The organism is Protofrankia sp. Cas4, assembly GCF_963555915.1.
GTDB lineage: Bacteria > Actinomycetota > Actinomycetes > Frankiales > Frankiaceae > Protofrankia.
This window is the reverse complement of the sequence record NZ_CAUVXL010000132.1, coordinates 1-16,599: the sequence shown is the minus strand read 5'-3', so window position 1 is coordinate 16,599 and position 16,599 is coordinate 1. Positions and strand designations below refer to the sequence as shown.

The window sequence follows — 16,599 nt, the reverse complement described above, 5'->3', positions numbered from 1 at the left end:
AAGCTTAGAGCGACCGACAATAGGGACCCGGCGTCGCGGACGGCGCCGGGCTCGTCAGGCCAGAGCTCGTCAGGCCAGAGTGAGGAAGAGCTTCTCCAGCTCTTCCTCGGTCAGCGGAGGTTTGTTGTTCGTGCCCTCGGCGGCCAGACACTCCCGCATCCCACTGGCCACAATCTTGAAGCCGGCCCGGTCCAGAGCGCGGGAGACCGCGGCGAGTTGGGTGACGACGTCCTTGCAGTCACGCCCGGCCTCGATCATGGCGATCACGCCGGCAAGCTGCCCCTGGGCGCGGCGCAACCGGTTGAGCACCAGGCTCATCGCCTCGCTGTCGGCCTCCACCGGCCACCTCCTGATCCAAACCGCCGATCCAAACCGCCGATCCGAGCAGCTAATCCGAACCGCTGCTTCCAAGCAGCTGCCATGGTACCCCTTGGGGTATATGCGGCGGCTGTTGTTCTCCAGAAGATCCTCCGTTCTGTGGAAGATCCTCTCAGTCGTGTGAGAAGCGGATATCGGGCAGGATCCGTCGCAGCCATGCCGGGCTCCACCACGCGGCGCTCCCGGTCAGCCGGAGCAGGACGGGCAGCAGAACGAGGCGGACGAGGAACGCGTCGAGCAGGACCGCCGTGCCCAGCACGATGCCCATCTCCTTGGGCGGCAGCGGCTTGGCCAGGGCGAAGGTGAAGAAGACCGCGACCATGACGGCGGCGGCGGCGAAGATGACCCGCCCGGAACTGCCAAGAGCTCCCACCACAGCCCGTCGGGCATCGCCGGTGCGCTCGAAGTGTTCCTTGGCCGCGGAGAGCAGGAAGACGGTGTAGTCCATCGCGATTGCGAAGATCATTGCGAAGAAGAACACCGGCCCCCAGCCATCCAGGAAACCCTGAGAGGTGAAGCCGAGCACGCTCGTGCCGTGGCCGTCCTGGAAGACGAGTGTGGCGACGCCGAACGCTGCCCCGGTGGCAAGGAGGCTGGTGAGCGTACCGAGGGCGGCGACCAACGGCGCGGCCAGGGCGACCAGCAGGAGCAGGAACCCCAGCGCCAGGATGACACCGATGACCAACGGCGCCCTGGCATCGAGCACGTCCTTGAGGTCCCGGTTCTCCACCGCAGCACCGCCCACCAGCGCGTGGTCGGGAAGGGTCGCGCGCAGGGCGTCGACGGTGCGCGAGAGGGCTGGGTTGGACGGATCCATCGACGGCATGGCCTGGATCAGCTCCAGCCCCGAACCGTCACGAGCGGGCACGGCCGGGCGCACCGCGGCGATCCCGTCGGTTCGGTGCAGACGGTCGATGGTGGCGTCGGCCTGGGCGGTCGGTGTGATGATCTGGAGCATGCCCGGAGCGCCGGCACCGAACGCCTTCTGCACGATCTCGTAGCCCTCACGGGAGCTGTCCTGCGCGGGCACGACGGTGATGGACGGCATCGCGGTCCTCAGCCCGGCCACCGGAATGGCCAGTGCGACCAGGATGGCAAGCCCGAGTGCTCCCCAGCGCAGCGGTTGGCGCAGGAGTCGTTCGCCCCAGGCGGTGAACCGTGGGGACCTCTGCTGATCGGTGCGCACCCACGGTAGCGCCAACCCGTTGACCCGGGGACCGAGCGTGCCCAGTACCGCGGGCAGCAGGGTAAGCGTCGCGGCGAGCACGAACACGACCGACAGCATGATGCCGACCGCCATGGTGCGCATCGCCGGCGAGGGGACCAGCGTGACCGCGGACAGGCTCACCAGCACTGTGATACCGGACAGCAGCACCGCTTTTCCCGCGGTGTCCATTGTCTCGACCACCGCTCGGTGTCGGTCGCCGGTTCGGGCCAGGCCGGCGCGGAAGCGGATGACGAGGAAGAGCGCATAGTCGATCCCCAGCGCGAGCGCGAACATCAACGCGAAGTCCATGGCCCAGATCGAGATCGACGCGAGATGTGTGATCAGAACCAGTGAGCCTACGGCTGCGACCAGGCCGGCCATGGTCAACAGCAGGGGCAGCCCGGCCGCCACGAGCGAACCAAAGGCGATCACCATGACGGCCAGCGTCACCGGCCAGGACAGCACCTCGGCGCGGATCATCGCGCTCAGGTTGGCGGCGTTGAAGTCGCTCCACATCGTCGACGAGCCCGTCGCGCGCACGGTGACGCCGTTACCGGACAGCGCTCGCAGCGGGTCTTTCACTGCCTCAGCCGCGCGCACCATGTCGTCCGTGCCGGCACCCGCACCGCCCAGCAGGATCGCGGTGTGGCCGTCCTGGCTGATGCTCACGCCGGGCTGAGGTGGTATTACCTCCGAGATACGGCGGTCGTTGTGGAGTATCCCGGTGGCCTGCTCGATGACCGTCTGCACGGACGGATCGGTGACGGGCCGGTCGGCGGTGATGACCACCTGTAGCGCGGATGATGCGTTGCCGCCGAAGTGTTCACGGGCGAGTTCGCGGACCGTGACCGACTCCGACCCGTTGGCCTGCCAACCCGCACCAGACAGCACGGACGTCACCTGGGGCGCACATGCCCCGAGGACGGCAACCAGTATCAGCCACCCGACGGCGACCGTCCGAAAGTGGGTGGCGGTCCATCCGCCCAGACGGCCGAGCGGCCCTGGGCGGCCCGCAGCTGGGCGGCCCGCAGCTGGACCGACCTCAGCTGGACCGACCTCGGGTGCCGGGACCTGTTCGTCCTGCTGGGTTTTTCCAGCAAACGTCGTCATGCCATTCCTCCTCGCAGCGATACCCCCTGGGGTACTCGCGAAGCCGCAACGATACCCCCATGGGTATCTTTGTGCGAAGGGGAGCGGCTCGTTCTCAGGTGATGGGCGCCGGGTGCGGGTGATGGCCGTGACCATGGTGCTGATGGTGACCGGACGGGTGTGTCGGGTCGTCGGGGTGGTCGTGCGGGGTCTGCGGCGCGCCGACCCGATGTTCGAAACCGGGCAGCGCCACCCGGTACAGGCAGGTGTCGCAGTTCATCCGGATGTCGCCGTCGAGCGCCTCGTGAAAGCGTTCGAGCACCAGGTCGACCAGGCCGTCGTGGTCACCGAGCAGGCCCGCGCAGCGCAGGTCGACGGTGGGATTCCGCGCAGCCCAGCCGCGAGCCTGGGCGATCACACGGTCCGGGAGCACGCCGGTGAACAGGAAGTACGGCGCCACCACGATCCGGGACGCGCCGAGGCGGGCGCAGCGGTCGAGGCCGGCCGGAACCCCCGGTTCGGCCAGGCTGATGAACGCAGGTTCCACGCCGGCGAAGCCACGTCCCTCCCACAGCAGGCGGGCGACCTTGGCGACCTCGGCGTTGGCATCGGGATCGGTGGATCCGCGGCTGACCAGCAGCACGGTTGTCTGCGCGCGTTCAGCGCGGGAGCAGACCGTCGCGATCCGCTCGTCGAGCGCCGCCAGCAGCGTCGGATGCGGGCCCAACGGCCGTCCGTAGGTGTAGTCAAGGCTGGGATGGCGGGCGCGTTCGCGGGCGAGCGCAGCCGGGATGTCACCCTTGGCGTGCCCGGCGGCCACCAATGTCAGCGGCACCACCGCGAGCCGGTGCTGCCCGGCGGCGACGAACCGGGCGACCACATCGGCCACCGGCGGGCGTGACAGCTCGATGAAGCCGCCGTCCACCGGCGTTCCACCGGCCCGGGTGCGGACCAGGTCGACGAAGGTCTGAAACTGCGACACCCCGCCAGCGCTGCGCGTCCCGTGCCCGACGATCAGCAGCGCCGGTTCCGATCGGCCCGGTCGCGAGTCCCCATCCGTCACGACCGCAACCCCTTATACAACAGCGTGTCATACAACAGCGCGTTCAGCGCCGCGGCGGCGACTGCCGCCCCGCCCTTCTCCGACCGGTTCGAGATGGCCGGCAGACCGGCTGCGCGCAGCGCGTCCTTGGCCTCGACCGCTCCGACGAAACCGACGGGCAGGCCGATCACCAGCGCGGGCCGGGCGACGTCGGCCACCCTCAGCAGCCGTTCCAGGGCGGTCGGCGCGCATCCGATCACCCACACGGCACCCGGCCCCACCTCGTCGAGGGCGAGTCCGACGGCCGCGGCGGACCGCGTGAGCCCGGCGCGGGCGGCGTCGCCGGCATCCACGTCACCGAGGCGGCACACCACGTTCCCGGTGGTGATCCCCGCGGCCGTCATGCGTACGTCGACGACGATCGGTGCACCAGCGGCCAACGCGTCGACGGCGCCACACAGAGCAGCCTCGTCGCAGACCAGGTCGGTGGCGTAGGCGATGTCGGCGCTGGCATGGACGACCCGTTCGACGACCGCGCGGGTCCAGGGCGGCAGCGCCGCGGTGTCCAGCCCGGTCGCGGCGAGGCGCGTCCGCGCGATGTCGTATGACCGCCGTTCGATCGGATGCGCCACCCGGTTCATCGTCCGACCGCCGGTGACTCCACGTAGATCAGCGCCCCCGAAAGGATCACGGCGTCGATCGCGTCGACCGGGCAGATCTCCGCGCACTCTCCGCAGCCGGTACAGCGGTCGGTGAGGATGACCGGTGCCCGGCCACCGCCGGGGCGCGTCGGCCCAGGGCGCACCGCGTGTTCGGGACAGGTGACCAGGCAGGCACCACATCCCGCGCATCCCTGCGCATCAACCCGGTAGATCAGCTCCATCGGTAGCCCCTCGGCGTGACGATGCGACCCGCGACGACACGGGTCTGGGTGCTGCCGACCACGACCGTCGTGGTCATGCCGACACGATCCAGACCGTTGGCCGTGGCACCGCTGGTCGTGGCGTCGGCCAGGTCCGCGATGGTGGTGAGGCTGACCTGCTGACCGGGGCGGAAGGCCTCGGTGACGATCCCGACCGGAGTCGAGGGCGGCCGGTGGGCGGCCAGCAACTCCAGTGCGCGCGGCAGCTGCCAGGTCCGGGTCCGGCTCCGCGGATTGTAGAAGGCGACGACGAGATCGGCTTCGGCTGCCGCGGTGACCCGCCGTTCGATCACATCCCACGGTGTGTGCAGATCTGACAGGCTGATCATCGCGTGGTCGTGGCCGAGCGGCGCACCGAGCAGCGCCGCGGCGGACAGCGCCGCCGTCACCCCGGGTACCCCCACCACGTCGAAGGAGCTGTCGGCCCGCTCCAGGGTGGGGCTGCCCATCGCATACACCCCGGCATCCCCACTGCCGATCAGAGCGACCGCATGGCCGGCACGGGCCGCCTCGACCGCCACGGCGGCCCGTGCCTCCTCCGAGCCCAGACCGCTGGCCAGCACCCGCGTGCCTGGTCGGATCAGGTCGGCGACGGAGTCGACGTACTGGTCCAGGCCGACGATCACGCTGGCTCGGGCGAGTTCGCGCGCAGCATACGGGGTGAGCAGGTCCCGGTCCCCCGGGCCGAGGCCGACGATCGCCAGCCGGCCGCGGGGACGATGGCGGGCCACCGCCACGGTCGCATGCGCGCTCGCCCGCTTGGACACGACCAGCTCGGCACTGTCAGTCGTAGCGCCGTCGGCGCCCAGCAGGCTCGCCGCCTCGGCGACACTCGGCGTGCCGACGGCGGCCCGGACCACCTCGGAGGGATTCGGTACGTCGACGGTCGCGAGCAGCGCGGCCGGGTGGAACACCAGCGGCCAGCCCCGGGTGCGGGCTGCCGCGACGATGCCGGCCTCGTCGCGTTTGACGTCGACCGTGGCGAGGTGGCGCACGGCCAGCGGCGACAGGCCCGCATCGGCCAGTGCGCGATCGACGAGGTCGAGGATCTCCTGTTCGGGCGCGCCGCGGCTTGCGCCGACTCCGACGATCAGGCTCGGCGGCCGATAAACAACCGTCCGACCGGTGATCACAGGGTCTGTGATCACGCGATCGGTGATGATGATGGATGGTGCGCTGTCGGGCTGATCGTCGCGTCGGGTCCACAGCGGTGTGCCGAGTTGGCGAACCGTCGCCGGTAGCGGTGGCAGCGGCCAGGTGGCGTCGGCGTACATCGTCACGGGCTCACCGGAGAGCACCGCCGCGCCCACCGTCGCCAGGCGTGAGCCCGGCTCGACCCGTAGCCCCACATCGGCGCCGAACGAGTCGAGTGCCGCTGCGCCCGATGCGTCGCTGGCGGTGGTCACAACGGCGGTCGCGCCCAGCGCGGCGGCGACACGTTCGGCGAGCGCGTTGGCACCACCGCTGTGCCCGCCGACCAGGGCGACCGCCCACCGCCGGGCCTCGTCCACGCAGACCACACCCGGGTCGCTGGCCTTGCCGGTGAGCAGATCAGCCGCGGCGAGCAGCCGCACCGTCGCGCCGGTGGCGAGAAAGCACACGACGCCGGCGCACTCGGTGACCGCGGCGGCGAGCGCCTCGCGGGCCGTGCCGTCGTACACCCGGGCGTCGGGCCAGACCCGGGCGAGCTCCGCAGCGGCGGCGCGTCCGGCCGCGGTCACCGCGACCAGACCGACACCGTGGCGACCGACACCTTCGCGATCGCCATCCCGGCTATCGTGGATCATGCTGATTCCCAGTGTGTGCTCCCCACAACAGGACGACCGGGTTGGTCGCCGCGAGCCGTAGCGCACCGTCGGGTAACGGTCGTAGTCGGGCTGCGGCGAGCTGAGTGCCGGCGACGTCGAGACCGGCGCAGGCCAGCGCATCCCAGCTGGGTCGAACCCGGTCGAGGGCGGCCAGGGCGACGACCACGATCCGCCGGGCCCGCCGGGCGCAGGCCGCGACCACATCCGGTCCGCCACCGCCGACGAACACCGCGTCGGGTGTGGGCAGCTCGGTGAGCGCGTCCGGGGCGGCGCCCCGGATGACCTCGACGGACACCCGGTGCGCGTACGCGTTCGCCCGGGTGCGTTCACAGGCATCCGTATCGTGGTCGACGGCTATGGCCCCCGCACCGAGACGGGCGCATTCCACCGCAACCGATCCGCTGCCGGCACCGACGTCCCAGATGAGATCGCCGGGTCCGGGGCCGAGGTGGGCCAGTGCCACCGCCCGCACCTCGGCCTTGCTGATCATCGAGTCGCGATGGGTGAACGCGGCCTCGGGCAACGCCCAGCCCGGTGGTGACGCCCGGCGCGGAAAGATCCATCCAGCCGAGTCGTGATCTTCGGTCGTGGGTCGGTCCGGCGTGACCCGGTCGGTGCCATGGACGTTGGTGTCATGGACGCTGGTGTCCACCACGATGACCACGTTCGGATCTCGCCAGTCGCGACGTGCCGCGGCTTGCGGTGGCGTGCACCAGGTGGTCCGTTCGGTGGGCATCCCGAGATCCTCGGCGACGAACATCCGGCGCGGCAGCGCCGTCAGCGCGGCGCCGAGGATGGCCGGGTCGCCGCCCGGTCCGGTCAGCACGGCCACGCATGGATGGGCGCGGCAGGCGTTGATGGCCCGGTCCAGGCGGCGACCGTGCGCGCTGAGTACCAGGGCGTCGTCCCACGGCAGCCCGGCACGCGCGAAGGCGAGGGTGACCGAGGACGTCGCGGGCAGCACCTCGATGTCGAGACGGAGCCGGCGCAGCGCCCGGACGATGCCGAAGAACCCCGGGTCACCGCTGGCCAGGACCACCGCCGGGCCACCGTCGGCGGCCAGGTGGGCGTTCAGTTCAGCCAGGCCCGCCGCGACGTTACCAAGGGTGATCGCCGCCACTCCTGTGGCCAGAAGTGGCGCGACCGCATCGAGATGGCGACGCCCGCCGACCACCACCGAGGCGGTGCTCAACGCGTGGACCGCGGCGGCGGTGAGCGGACGCCCGTCCCAGCCGATCACCGTCACCCGATTCACCATCACGCGGTTCACCGTCACCCGATTCACCATCACGCGGTTCACCGTCACCCGATTCATGGTGTCGACCTGCATGGCCCGACCCATGTCTGTTCCGTCGCGGCGACGCAGGACATCCCGGTGAAGTCGACCATGGCGACCCGGGCCCGCAGACGTCCCTCGGTGAACCGGACGAGAACGCCCGCGACCCGGGCACAGAGCAGGTCGCCGGCTGCCCGCAGCAGGCCGGCGGTCTCCCACAGCTCATGGGCGTGGCGCGCGGTGTTGGCAACGGCGACCGCGGCCACCAGCGCCGCGTCGCCACCGGCGTCCGCGGTGATCCCGGCGAGCAGGTCCGGGGAGACCTTCGACCGGGTGTAGTGCGTCATCAGGATGCCCGCGGCCAGCTTGGTGAGCTTGCCGGCCATGCCGACGAAGACCACGTCGGTCATGCCCACCTCGACCGCGCGGCGCAGGGCCGCTCCGGTGAAGTCGCCGACCTCGACGAAGCACACCTCGGGCAGCGCCGGTAGCAGCCCGATGGCCGCCTTCTCGGTGCGCCCGCCGGTGGCGAGCACGACCGTGCACTGCTGCTGGGCGGCGGCGACCGCCACGGCCTGTTCCACCGAGGCCCGCCATGACGCGGTGGAGAAGGGCCGCACGATGCCGGTGGTGCCGAGGATCGAGATCCCGCCGATGATGCCCAGCCGGGCGTTGGTGGTCCGCCGCGCCATCCGCTCCCCATCCGGCACGCTGATCACCACCCGTAACCCGCGGGTGTCCAGGTCGACGACCTCCGCGACCGACCGTGTGATCATCGATCGGGGCACCGGGTTGATCGCCGCTTCGCCGACGGGCAGGCCGAGACCGGGTTTCGTGACGACGCCGACGCCGGTTCCACCGTCGATCTCGATTCCGGTCCGCGTCCGCCAGGTCACCGTCGCGGTCAGGTGTGCGCCGTGGGTGACGTCCGGATCGTCCCCGGCATCCTTGATCACGACGGCCTCGGCGGTTCGTCCGGCATCGACCACGCACCGCTCGACCGCAAAGGAGACCAGCCCGCCGGCTGGCAGGCTCACGGTGACCGCCCGCTGCACGATCCCGGAGACCAGGGCCGCGCTCGCGGCTTTCGCCGCGGCGGCCGAACACGTCCCGGTGGTCCATCCGGTGCGCAGCGCGTCCGGCCGGACCTTGGCGGTGCGCGGCAGATCAGGCTCACGCAGCGGGACCAGCTGGGGAGCCGGTTCATGGGGGTTCACGCCGGTTGCTCTCCGGCTTCCCGCGGACGGTCGTGGGTCCGGTCGTGGGCCCGGTCATGGGCCCGCAGCGCCACCCGGGCGGTCCGTTCGGCCTTGCGGAACCCGTGAAAATGGCCGGGGTGGTAGAGGTGCGAGCGGGTGCCACCCGCCGCCAGCGCCGGGCCGACCAGCACCAGGGTGTGCTTCCACAGTTTGTGCGCACGGACGGTGGCTGCGAGGTCCGCAAGTGCGCACCGCACGATCAGTTCATCCGGCCAACTCACCCGGTAGGCGATCACACAGGGCGTGTCCGGCGGATAACCACCGTCGGTGAGCTCGTCCTGGAGCTGACCGGATCGGGCCGCCGACAGGAACAGCGCCATCGTCGTGCCGTGCCGCGCGAAGCCGGCGATCTCCTCGCCCGCGGGCATCGGGGTCTTGCCGCCGCCGAGCCGGGTCAGGATCACCGACTGTGCCACCTCGGGAATGGTCAGTTCGCGTTGGATGGACGCGGCGGCGGCGGTGAAGCTGCTGACCCCGGGCACGATCGCGGTGGCGAGCCCGAGTGCGGCGCAGACCTCCAGCTGCTCCTGCACCGCTCCCCACAGCGCCGGGTCGCCGGAGTGGATCCGGGCCACGGCAAGCCCGTCACGCGCCGCCCGCCGGTAGACGTCCCGGACGCCTTCGAGCGGTAGTCCGGCCGAGTCGATGATCTCGGCGTCGTCGCGGGCGTGGGCGAGCACGTCCGGGTGCACCAGTGAGGACGCCCAGATGACCACATCCGCCTCGCTGATCATCCGTGCGCCGCGCAGGGTGAGCAGGTCCGCGGCGCCGGGGCCGGCCCCGACGAACGTCACCCGGCCGCGTGGCGCTGGTGTGGCCCCGGCCGCTGTTTCGGTCAGGTCGGCCACTGTCGCCTCCGGGTTGAGATCACCGTGGACAGGTAGGGGCCGGGCTGGTCTCGGGGCAGCTCACCCGCCTGGCGGACGTCGCAGTCCGCCAGACCCAGCGAAGCGCCGTAGACGGCTGTGCCGCCCGTGCCGGTCGCGTCACCTGTGCCGCCGAGCCGGTCGGCTTCGGCGAGGATGTCGAGGACCTGCGGCAGCGCCCGGCCGCCCTTGTAGGCGATGACCGTGTCGTGGTCGGCCACGGCCCGCCGGTAGGCGTCCACCCCGGCGGTCAGCGGCAGCAGCGCCACCGTCTCGGTGCCCACCGCCAGCACCGTGCCGGACCGGGCGGCGAGATCCTGCAGCGCCATGATGCCGGGAACGGTCTCGACGACGACGTCGGGTAGCAGTGCCCGCACCCGGGCGGCCAGCGTGGTGAAGGTCGAGTAGACGTTGGGGTCGCCGATCGTGGCGAACGCGACGACTCCCCCCCGGCTGCCCCCCGGGCTCCCTCCCGGACGGCTTCCCGGACGGCTTCCCGGACGGCTTCCCGGATGTGTGCGCAGCGCCTGGGCGACCACCCCGGCCGGGGTGTCGTAGTCGGCGTCGCCGGTCATCCGGAACGGCAGGCGGCGAATCCGGTCATGGGTGACGTGTGCGCGCACGGTTGCCTCGGCCCGCCCCGGCGGCGGCGTTCCCTCGCTCACCGGGACGAACACGACATCGGCCCGCTCCAGGACACCGACCGCCTTGACCGTGATCAGGTCCGGATCGCCGGGACCCACACCGACCCCGATCAGACGGCTGCCCGTCCGTACGCGGTCGCCCGCCGGAGCAGGCTGCGCGTCCATCCCGCCTGTCCTGTCCATCCCGCCTATGCCGTCCATTGCGGCCCTCTCGCCTGCCGTGCCGCCGCGACGAACCGTGCGGCCACGCCGGGTACACCCGCCCAGTGCAGATGCAGGTAGGACGCGTGGACCCCGCCGTGCACGAAGCCTTCGGTCCGCTCGTCGGGCTCGTCGGGCTCGTCGCCTGCTGGGCGGCCGCCGATCTGCCAGGCAGAGCGTGCCGTCCGGTGCTGCGTGGTCAATACCGATGTGCGGTGGAACTCGTGGGCGGTCACCGGGGTGCCGGCTTCGGCGATCGGGCTGTCGCAGGCGGCCACGGCTCGGCGGTAACCAAGGGTGAGCCGAGGGGTCATAGCGGTGTCGACGTCGAGAACCCCGCACATCGGATGCCCGTCCAGGGATCGGGCGAGGTAGAGCAGGCCCGCGCACTCGGCGCTGACCGGCGCGCCCCTTCCCGCCAGTGCCGCCACGTCGGCGCGCAGGGCCGCATTCGCGGCGAGCTCGGGTGCGTGTTCCTCCGGGAATCCCCCACCGATGATCAATCCGTCGCAGCCTGTTGGAAGATTCTCGTCACGCAGCGGATCGACGGTGACCACCTCTGCTCCCGCGGCGAGCAGCAGCTCACCCTGCTCGGCATAACCGAAAGTGAACGCCGGCCCGCCCGTGACCGCGATCCGCACCGGCCGGCCCACCGCTGATACCGCCGATACCGCCGGCACCGCCGACTTAACGTCATGAATTATGTTGGATGGCGACCATGGCGCCACGTTCAGTGCCGGCGCCGACCGGGCGAGGGCGAGCACGGCATCAAGATCGCATGATGCGGCGACCAGCGTGCCGAGCGCGGCGACAACCTGCGCCGCCGCGGACGCGCGTTCGGCCGCGGGCACCAGCCCGAGATGGCGGGATGGCACCGCGGCCCGATCGTCGCGGCGCAGCACGCCCAGCACGGTGACGCCGAGACCCGCGACCGCGTCCCGCAACAGCCGTTCGTGGCCGGGCGAACCGACCCGGTTGAACACCACTCCGCCCAGGCGTACCCGCTCGTCCCAGGTGGCGAAGCCGTGCACGGTCGCGGCCACCGAGCGGCCCACCGCGGACGCGTCGACCACCAGCACGACCGGGGCGCCGGTCAGCCGGGCCACATGGGCGGCCGAGGCGAAGTCGGCGGGCTGACCGGCTTCGGGCACCGACACCCCGTCGAACAGGCCCATCACGCCTTCCACGATGGCGATGTCGGCGTTGCGCGCGCCGTGGGCGAACAGCGGTGCGATCCGATGCTCCCCGCACAGCACGGCGTCGAGGTTGCGGCCGGGGCGCCTGCTGGCGATGGTGTGATAGGTCGGGTCGATGTAGTCGGGCCCGACCTTGTGCGGGGACACCCGCAGGCCGCGGGCGGTGAACGCGGCCATCAGCCCGGTCGCCACCGTGGTCTTGCCGGCGCCGCTGGCCGGGGCGGCGATCATCAGCCGCGGTGGCAGCGGGACAGGCGGGGCTACCATTCGATCCCCCGTTGGCCCTTCTGCCCGGCGTCCATCGGATGCTTCACCTTGGTCATCTCGGTGACCAGGTCGGCGGCGTCGATCAGCGCGGGCGGGGCGGCGCGCCCGGTGATGACGACATGCTGGCGTCCCGGACGGGTACGCAGCACCTCGATGACCTCGTCGGTGTCGATCCATCCCCACTTCAGCGGGTAGGTCAGCTCGTCGAGGACGTAGAGCCGGTAGGTCTGGGCGGCCAGGTCCCGGCAGATCTGCGCCCAGCCCTCCCGGGCGGCCTCGGCGGGGTCGGCGGCGGGGTCGATCCGGGCCTGCACCCAGCTCCATCCCTCGCCCATCTTGTGCCAGGTGATGTCCCCGCCCTCGCCGCCGGCGGCCAGGGTGCGCAGTGCCCGTTCCTCCCCGATCCGCCATTTCGCGGACTTGACGAACTGGAACACCCCGACGTCCCAGCCCTGCGCCCAGCCGCGCAGCGCGAGCCCGAACGCCGCGGTCGACTTCCCCTTGCCCTCACCCGTGTGAACGATCAGCAGTGCCCTGTCCCGGCGCGCCCGGGTCGTCAGGCCGTCGTCGGGCACGACGGATGGCTGTCCCTGTGGCATGGCTAGGCAGCCCTGCGCCGGCTGGTCGTGCGGCTGGTCGCGCGGTTGGTCGCGGCCGCCAGCGCGTCGATCGGGATGGTCGTGCCGCCGAGCGCGGTCGCGAGGCGGTCGGCCAGGCCCAGGCGCACGTACCCGCTCTCGCAGTCGACGACGATGCTCGCTAGGCCGCGACGAGCCAGCGCCCGCGCGGGGGTGAGCGGGTCCGGCCCGGCGGTGGCACGGCCGTCGGTGACGACGATCAGCAGCGGACGTCGGTCCGGGTCGCGGCGGCGTTCGGCCGCGAGGACCTCGCCGGCGCGGGTAAGCCCGGCTGCCAGCGGGGTCCGCCCGCCAGTCGGCAGGGACGCGAGCCGCGCCGCGCCCACCTCCACACTCGATGTCGGGGGGAGGACGAGATCGGCGCCGGAACCCCTGAAAGTGATCATTCCGACCCGGTCGCGGCGCTGGTAGGCGTCGAGCAGGAGGGACAGCACGGCGGTGGTGACCGTACGCATGCGGGCGCGGGCGGCCATCGAACCGCTGGCGTCCACCAGGAACAGGACCAGGTTGCCCTCACGTCCCGCCCGGACCGCACCGCGCCGGTCGGTGGGACGTAGTGCGAGCCCCGGGCCTACCCGCCCGCGGGCGTGCTGCCAGGGCGCGGCTGCCCGCAGGGTCGCCAGCAGGTGCAGGCCGGGTGCGTCCGGGGAGCTCGTGACGACCGCGCCGTGCGAGGTGCGGGCGCGTGAGCGGCGGCCGGGCGCGCCCAGCGGCGTTCCGGTGTCTGGGATCTCCAGCCGGCGCGGGCGAAACGACGGGCCGGGCGTGCCTGCACGTCGCTCCTGGCGCCCCTGCCCCTGCCCCGCCGTGGCGCGGTATTCCCCGGCATCCTGTTCCGGGGCATCGTGTTCCGCGGAACGCGGGGATGGGACGACATCCGACTCGGCCGTCCGCTCCGCTGTCGTTTCCGGCCCGCTGGACGTCGGCCCGCCGCGTCCACCACCGCCACCACCGCCACCACCGCCACCGGGCGACGGGGGGCGATCCGGGTCCATGTCCGGGTCCATGTCGGGGTCCGGGTCCGGACCGGTGGGGGACTCCTCCGCGTGCTCGTGCGCAGCCTCGTCCAACGCGTCGTCCAACGCCTTGGTCAGGGCGTCTTCGTCCAGGCCGGGCGCGTCGAACGGGCCACGGCGGCAGCGGTGCGGCAGGGCCAGGCGGGCGGCCCGGCGGACGTCGTCGGCGTCGACGGTCTCCCGGCCCTCCCAGGCGGCCAGCGCGATCGCGGTGCGTGCCACGACCACGTCCGCGCGCATCCCGTCCACGTCGAACGCCGCACACACCGCGGTGACCTGGCGCAGTGCGGAGTCGGGCAGTTCGACAGCGGGCAGCCGGTCGCGGGCGGTGGCGATCCGGGCGGCCAGGACGGTCTCCTGCACCGCCCAGCGAGCGGCGAAGGCGTCGGGGTCGGCGTCGTAGGCCAGCCTGCGGCGCACCACCTCGGCCCGCACCGGCGGCTGTCGGCTGGCGGCGACCTCGACGGTCAGTCCGAAGCGGTCCAGCAACTGCGGGCGCAGCTCACCTTCTTCGGGGTTCATCGTCCCGACCAGCAGGAAGCGGGCTGCATGGCGCACCGACACCCCGTCACGTTCCACGTGGGCGACACCGAGGGCGGCCGCGTCCAGCAGCAGGTCGACGAGATGGTCGTGCAGGAGGTTGACCTCGTCGACGTAGAGCAGGCCGCGATGGGCGGCGGCGAGCAACCCCGGCCGCAGCGAGGTGACGCCTTCGGCGAGCGCCCGGTCGAGGTCGATCGCTCCGGTGACCCTGTCCTCGGAGGCGCCGACCGGCAGCTCCACCAGGCGCGCCGCCCGGGTGCTCGGCCGCGCCTCCGGTGGATGCGGGCCGTCCGGGCAGTCGGGGTCGACCGCGGCCGGGTCACAGGAGAACCGGCAGCCGGTTACCACGTTCACCGGTGGGAGCAACGCGGCGAGCCCTCGGACCGCGGTCGACTTGGCCGTGCCCTTCTCGCCGCGGACGAGGACCCCGCCGATCGCCGGGGACACCGCGTTGAGGACGAGCGCGAGCCGCAGGTCGTCCATGCCCACCACCGCGGACAACGGGTAGGCCGTCATCGTGCCCTGTGCCGGTGTGCGCCGGACTCCGTATCGATCACGAGCCGGCCGATCACGAGCCGGCCGATCACGAGCCGGCGGGCGTGCGTTGGCATACCGCGGTCCTCCCTCGGGTTTCCTCGCCCTCGGTAACGGTGCGGACGGCCGGAGTATCCTGACTTCCGGATCAGCGCGCCCCCTCGGCCTTCCAACCGCTCTCGCGGCCGTGACGTACGGTGAGGGGTTGCTCCCCGGTGACAGTGGCGGGACCGCGCCGGATTCCCACCGGCTTCCTCCACTGCCGTCGCGTTCCTCAGCATGGCACACCTACGGTCATAGCGACGGTCCGACGGGTTATCCTTCGCGGCTTTCAAGGCCGCCCGCAAGGCCGCCCGCAACGCCGCCTTCAAGGTCACCTTCGAGCTCCAGGTAGGTCTGGCGGAGTCCGTCGATGGTGGTGGCGTCGGGTTTTTCCCACAGGCCGCGGTCGGCGGCTTCCAGCAGGCGTTCAGCGATGCCGCGCAGCGCCCACGGATTGGACGTTTGCATGAAGTCGCGGGTTTCGGGGTCGAACACATAGGAGGCGGCCAACGACTCGTACATCCAGTCCTGCACGACACCCGCGGTCGCGTCATAGCCGAACAGGTAGTCGACGGTCGCCGCCAGTTCGAACGCGCCCTTGTAACCGTGGCGGCGCATCGCCGCGATCCAGCGCGGATTCACCACCCGGGCCCGGAACACCCGGTGGGTCTCCTCCTGCAACGTGCGGGTCTTCACCGCGTCCGGCATGGCGCTGTCCCCCACGTAGGCCGCCGGTGACGCGCCCGTGAGCGCGCGGACCGCCGCGACCATCCCGCCGTGGTACTGAAAGTAGTCGTCGGAGTCGACCAGGTCGTGCTCGCGGGTGTCCTGATTCTTCACGGCCACCTGGATGCGACGGAACGCCTGCTCCATGTCGGCTCGGGCCTCCCGCCCGTCGAGGTCGCGGCCGTAGGCGTAGCCGCCCCACACCGCGTACACCTCGGCAAGGTCGGCGTCCGAACGCCACTCGCGCGAGTCGATCAGGGGCAGGAGACCGGCGCCGTAGGCCCCCGGCTTCGACCCGAAGATACGGGTCGTGGCCCGCCGCCGGTCACCGGGAGCGGCGCGCAGATCGGCTCGCACGTGGGCGGCGAGTGCGTTGTCGGCATCCGCCTCCTCGTCGAGGGCCGCGACGGTGCTCACCGCGTCGTCGAGCAGCGTGACAATGTGGGGGAAGGCATCCCGGAAGAAGCCGGAGATCCGCACGACCACGTCCACCCGCGGCCGGCCGAGCTCGGCAAGCGGTACCACCTCGAAGCCGGTGACCCGCCGGGACGCGTCGTCCCAGGTCGGCCGGCAGCCGAGCAGCGCCAGCACTTCCGCAATGTCGTCACCTTGCGTACGCATCGCGGACGTGCCCCAGACGGTCAGTCCCACCGAGGACGGATAGCTCCCGGTGTCGGCGAGGTGGCGGGCGAGCAGCGAGTCGGCGAGTGCGCGGCCGGTCTCCCAGGCCAGTCTGGACGGGATCGCCTTCGGATCGACCGAGTAGAAGTTCCGCCCGGTCGGCAGCACGTTGACCAGCCCGCGGGTGGGTGACCCCGACGGCCCCGGCGGCACGAACCCGCCACCGAGCGCCCGGAGTACGGCAGTGATCTCGTCCGGGGTGCGGTCCAGGCGCGGCACCACCTCGGACGCGGCGAACACCAGCACCTTCTCTTATACACATCT

General features: G+C 71.8%; 13 protein-coding genes, 1 pseudogene and 1 riboswitch. All 14 genes and pseudogenes read right to left on the bottom strand.

The annotated features are described in order from the left end of the window. Nucleotides 1-69: 69 nt before the first annotated feature. A complete protein-coding gene (locus U9979_RS12380; RefSeq protein WP_416220057.1) occupies nt 70-318 on the bottom strand; it encodes a metal-sensitive transcriptional regulator in 249 nt (82 codons plus the stop codon). A 172-nt stretch (nt 319-490) separates the two neighbouring features. Further along, complete coding sequence (locus tag U9979_RS12375) at nt 491-2,695, bottom strand: MMPL family transporter (RefSeq protein ID WP_322779508.1); 2,205 nt, start codon at nt 2,693-2,695, stop codon at nt 491-493. Nucleotides 2,696-2,789: 94 nt separating this feature from the next. Beyond that, the gene (locus tag U9979_RS12370; RefSeq protein WP_322768313.1) at nt 2,790-3,737 is read right to left on the bottom strand and encodes a sirohydrochlorin chelatase; all 948 of its coding nucleotides are present in this window, start codon (nt 3,735-3,737) and stop codon (nt 2,790-2,792) included. Then, nucleotides 3,734-4,357, bottom strand: a complete 624-nt coding sequence (locus U9979_RS12365) for a precorrin-8X methylmutase (protein WP_416220055.1) — start codon at nt 4,355-4,357, stop codon at nt 3,734-3,736. The genes U9979_RS12370 and U9979_RS12365 overlap by 4 nt, the downstream gene beginning before the upstream one ends. After that, nucleotides 4,354-4,599, bottom strand: coding sequence for an ATP-binding protein (locus U9979_RS12360; RefSeq protein WP_322768311.1), 246 nt, complete (start codon nt 4,597-4,599; stop codon nt 4,354-4,356). The genes U9979_RS12365 and U9979_RS12360 overlap by 4 nt, the downstream gene beginning before the upstream one ends. Next, nucleotides 4,590-6,425, bottom strand: coding sequence for a precorrin-3B C(17)-methyltransferase (gene cobJ / locus U9979_RS12355; protein ID WP_322779506.1), 1,836 nt, complete (start codon nt 6,423-6,425; stop codon nt 4,590-4,592). Before cobJ ends, U9979_RS12360 begins: the two co-directional genes overlap by 10 nt. Further along, nucleotides 6,412-7,722: a precorrin-6y C5,15-methyltransferase (decarboxylating) subunit CbiE gene (gene cbiE / locus U9979_RS12350; protein WP_322779505.1), complete on the bottom strand. Its 1,311-nt coding sequence runs from the start codon at nt 7,720-7,722 to the stop codon at nt 6,412-6,414. Before cbiE ends, cobJ begins: the two co-directional genes overlap by 14 nt. Before the next feature lie 35 nt (nt 7,723-7,757). Next, on the bottom strand, nt 7,758-8,939 hold the full coding sequence (locus U9979_RS12345) for a cobalt-precorrin-5B (C(1))-methyltransferase (protein WP_322779504.1): 1,182 nt from the start codon (nt 8,937-8,939) through the stop codon (nt 7,758-7,760). Further along, complete coding sequence (gene cobM / locus U9979_RS12340; protein WP_322779503.1) at nt 8,936-9,829, bottom strand: precorrin-4 C(11)-methyltransferase; 894 nt, start codon at nt 9,827-9,829, stop codon at nt 8,936-8,938. The genes U9979_RS12345 and cobM overlap by 4 nt, the downstream gene beginning before the upstream one ends. Beyond that, nucleotides 9,817-10,656, bottom strand: a complete 840-nt coding sequence (locus tag U9979_RS12335) for a precorrin-2 C(20)-methyltransferase (RefSeq protein WP_322779502.1) — start codon at nt 10,654-10,656, stop codon at nt 9,817-9,819. The genes cobM and U9979_RS12335 overlap by 13 nt, the downstream gene beginning before the upstream one ends. A gap of 23 nt (nt 10,657-10,679) precedes the next feature. Next, entirely contained in the window at nt 10,680-12,155 is a 1,476-nt protein-coding gene (locus tag U9979_RS12330; RefSeq protein ID WP_322779501.1) for a cobyrinate a,c-diamide synthase, read from the bottom strand. After that, entirely contained in the window at nt 12,149-12,754 is a 606-nt protein-coding gene (gene cobO, locus U9979_RS12325; protein ID WP_322779500.1) for a cob(I)yrinic acid a,c-diamide adenosyltransferase, read from the bottom strand. The genes U9979_RS12330 and cobO overlap by 7 nt, the downstream gene beginning before the upstream one ends. A gap of 2 nt (nt 12,755-12,756) precedes the next feature. Then, nucleotides 12,757-14,868, bottom strand: coding sequence for a VWA domain-containing protein (locus U9979_RS12320; RefSeq protein WP_322779499.1), 2,112 nt, complete (start codon nt 14,866-14,868; stop codon nt 12,757-12,759). A 147-nt stretch (nt 14,869-15,015) separates the two neighbouring features. Next, nucleotides 15,016-15,143: riboswitch (cobalamin riboswitch) on the bottom strand. Nucleotides 15,144-15,201: 58 nt separating this feature from the next. Further along, nucleotides 15,202-16,581, bottom strand: a pseudogene (locus U9979_RS12315) (cobaltochelatase subunit CobN); the annotation flags it as partial. Nucleotides 16,582-16,599 lie beyond the last annotated feature (18 nt).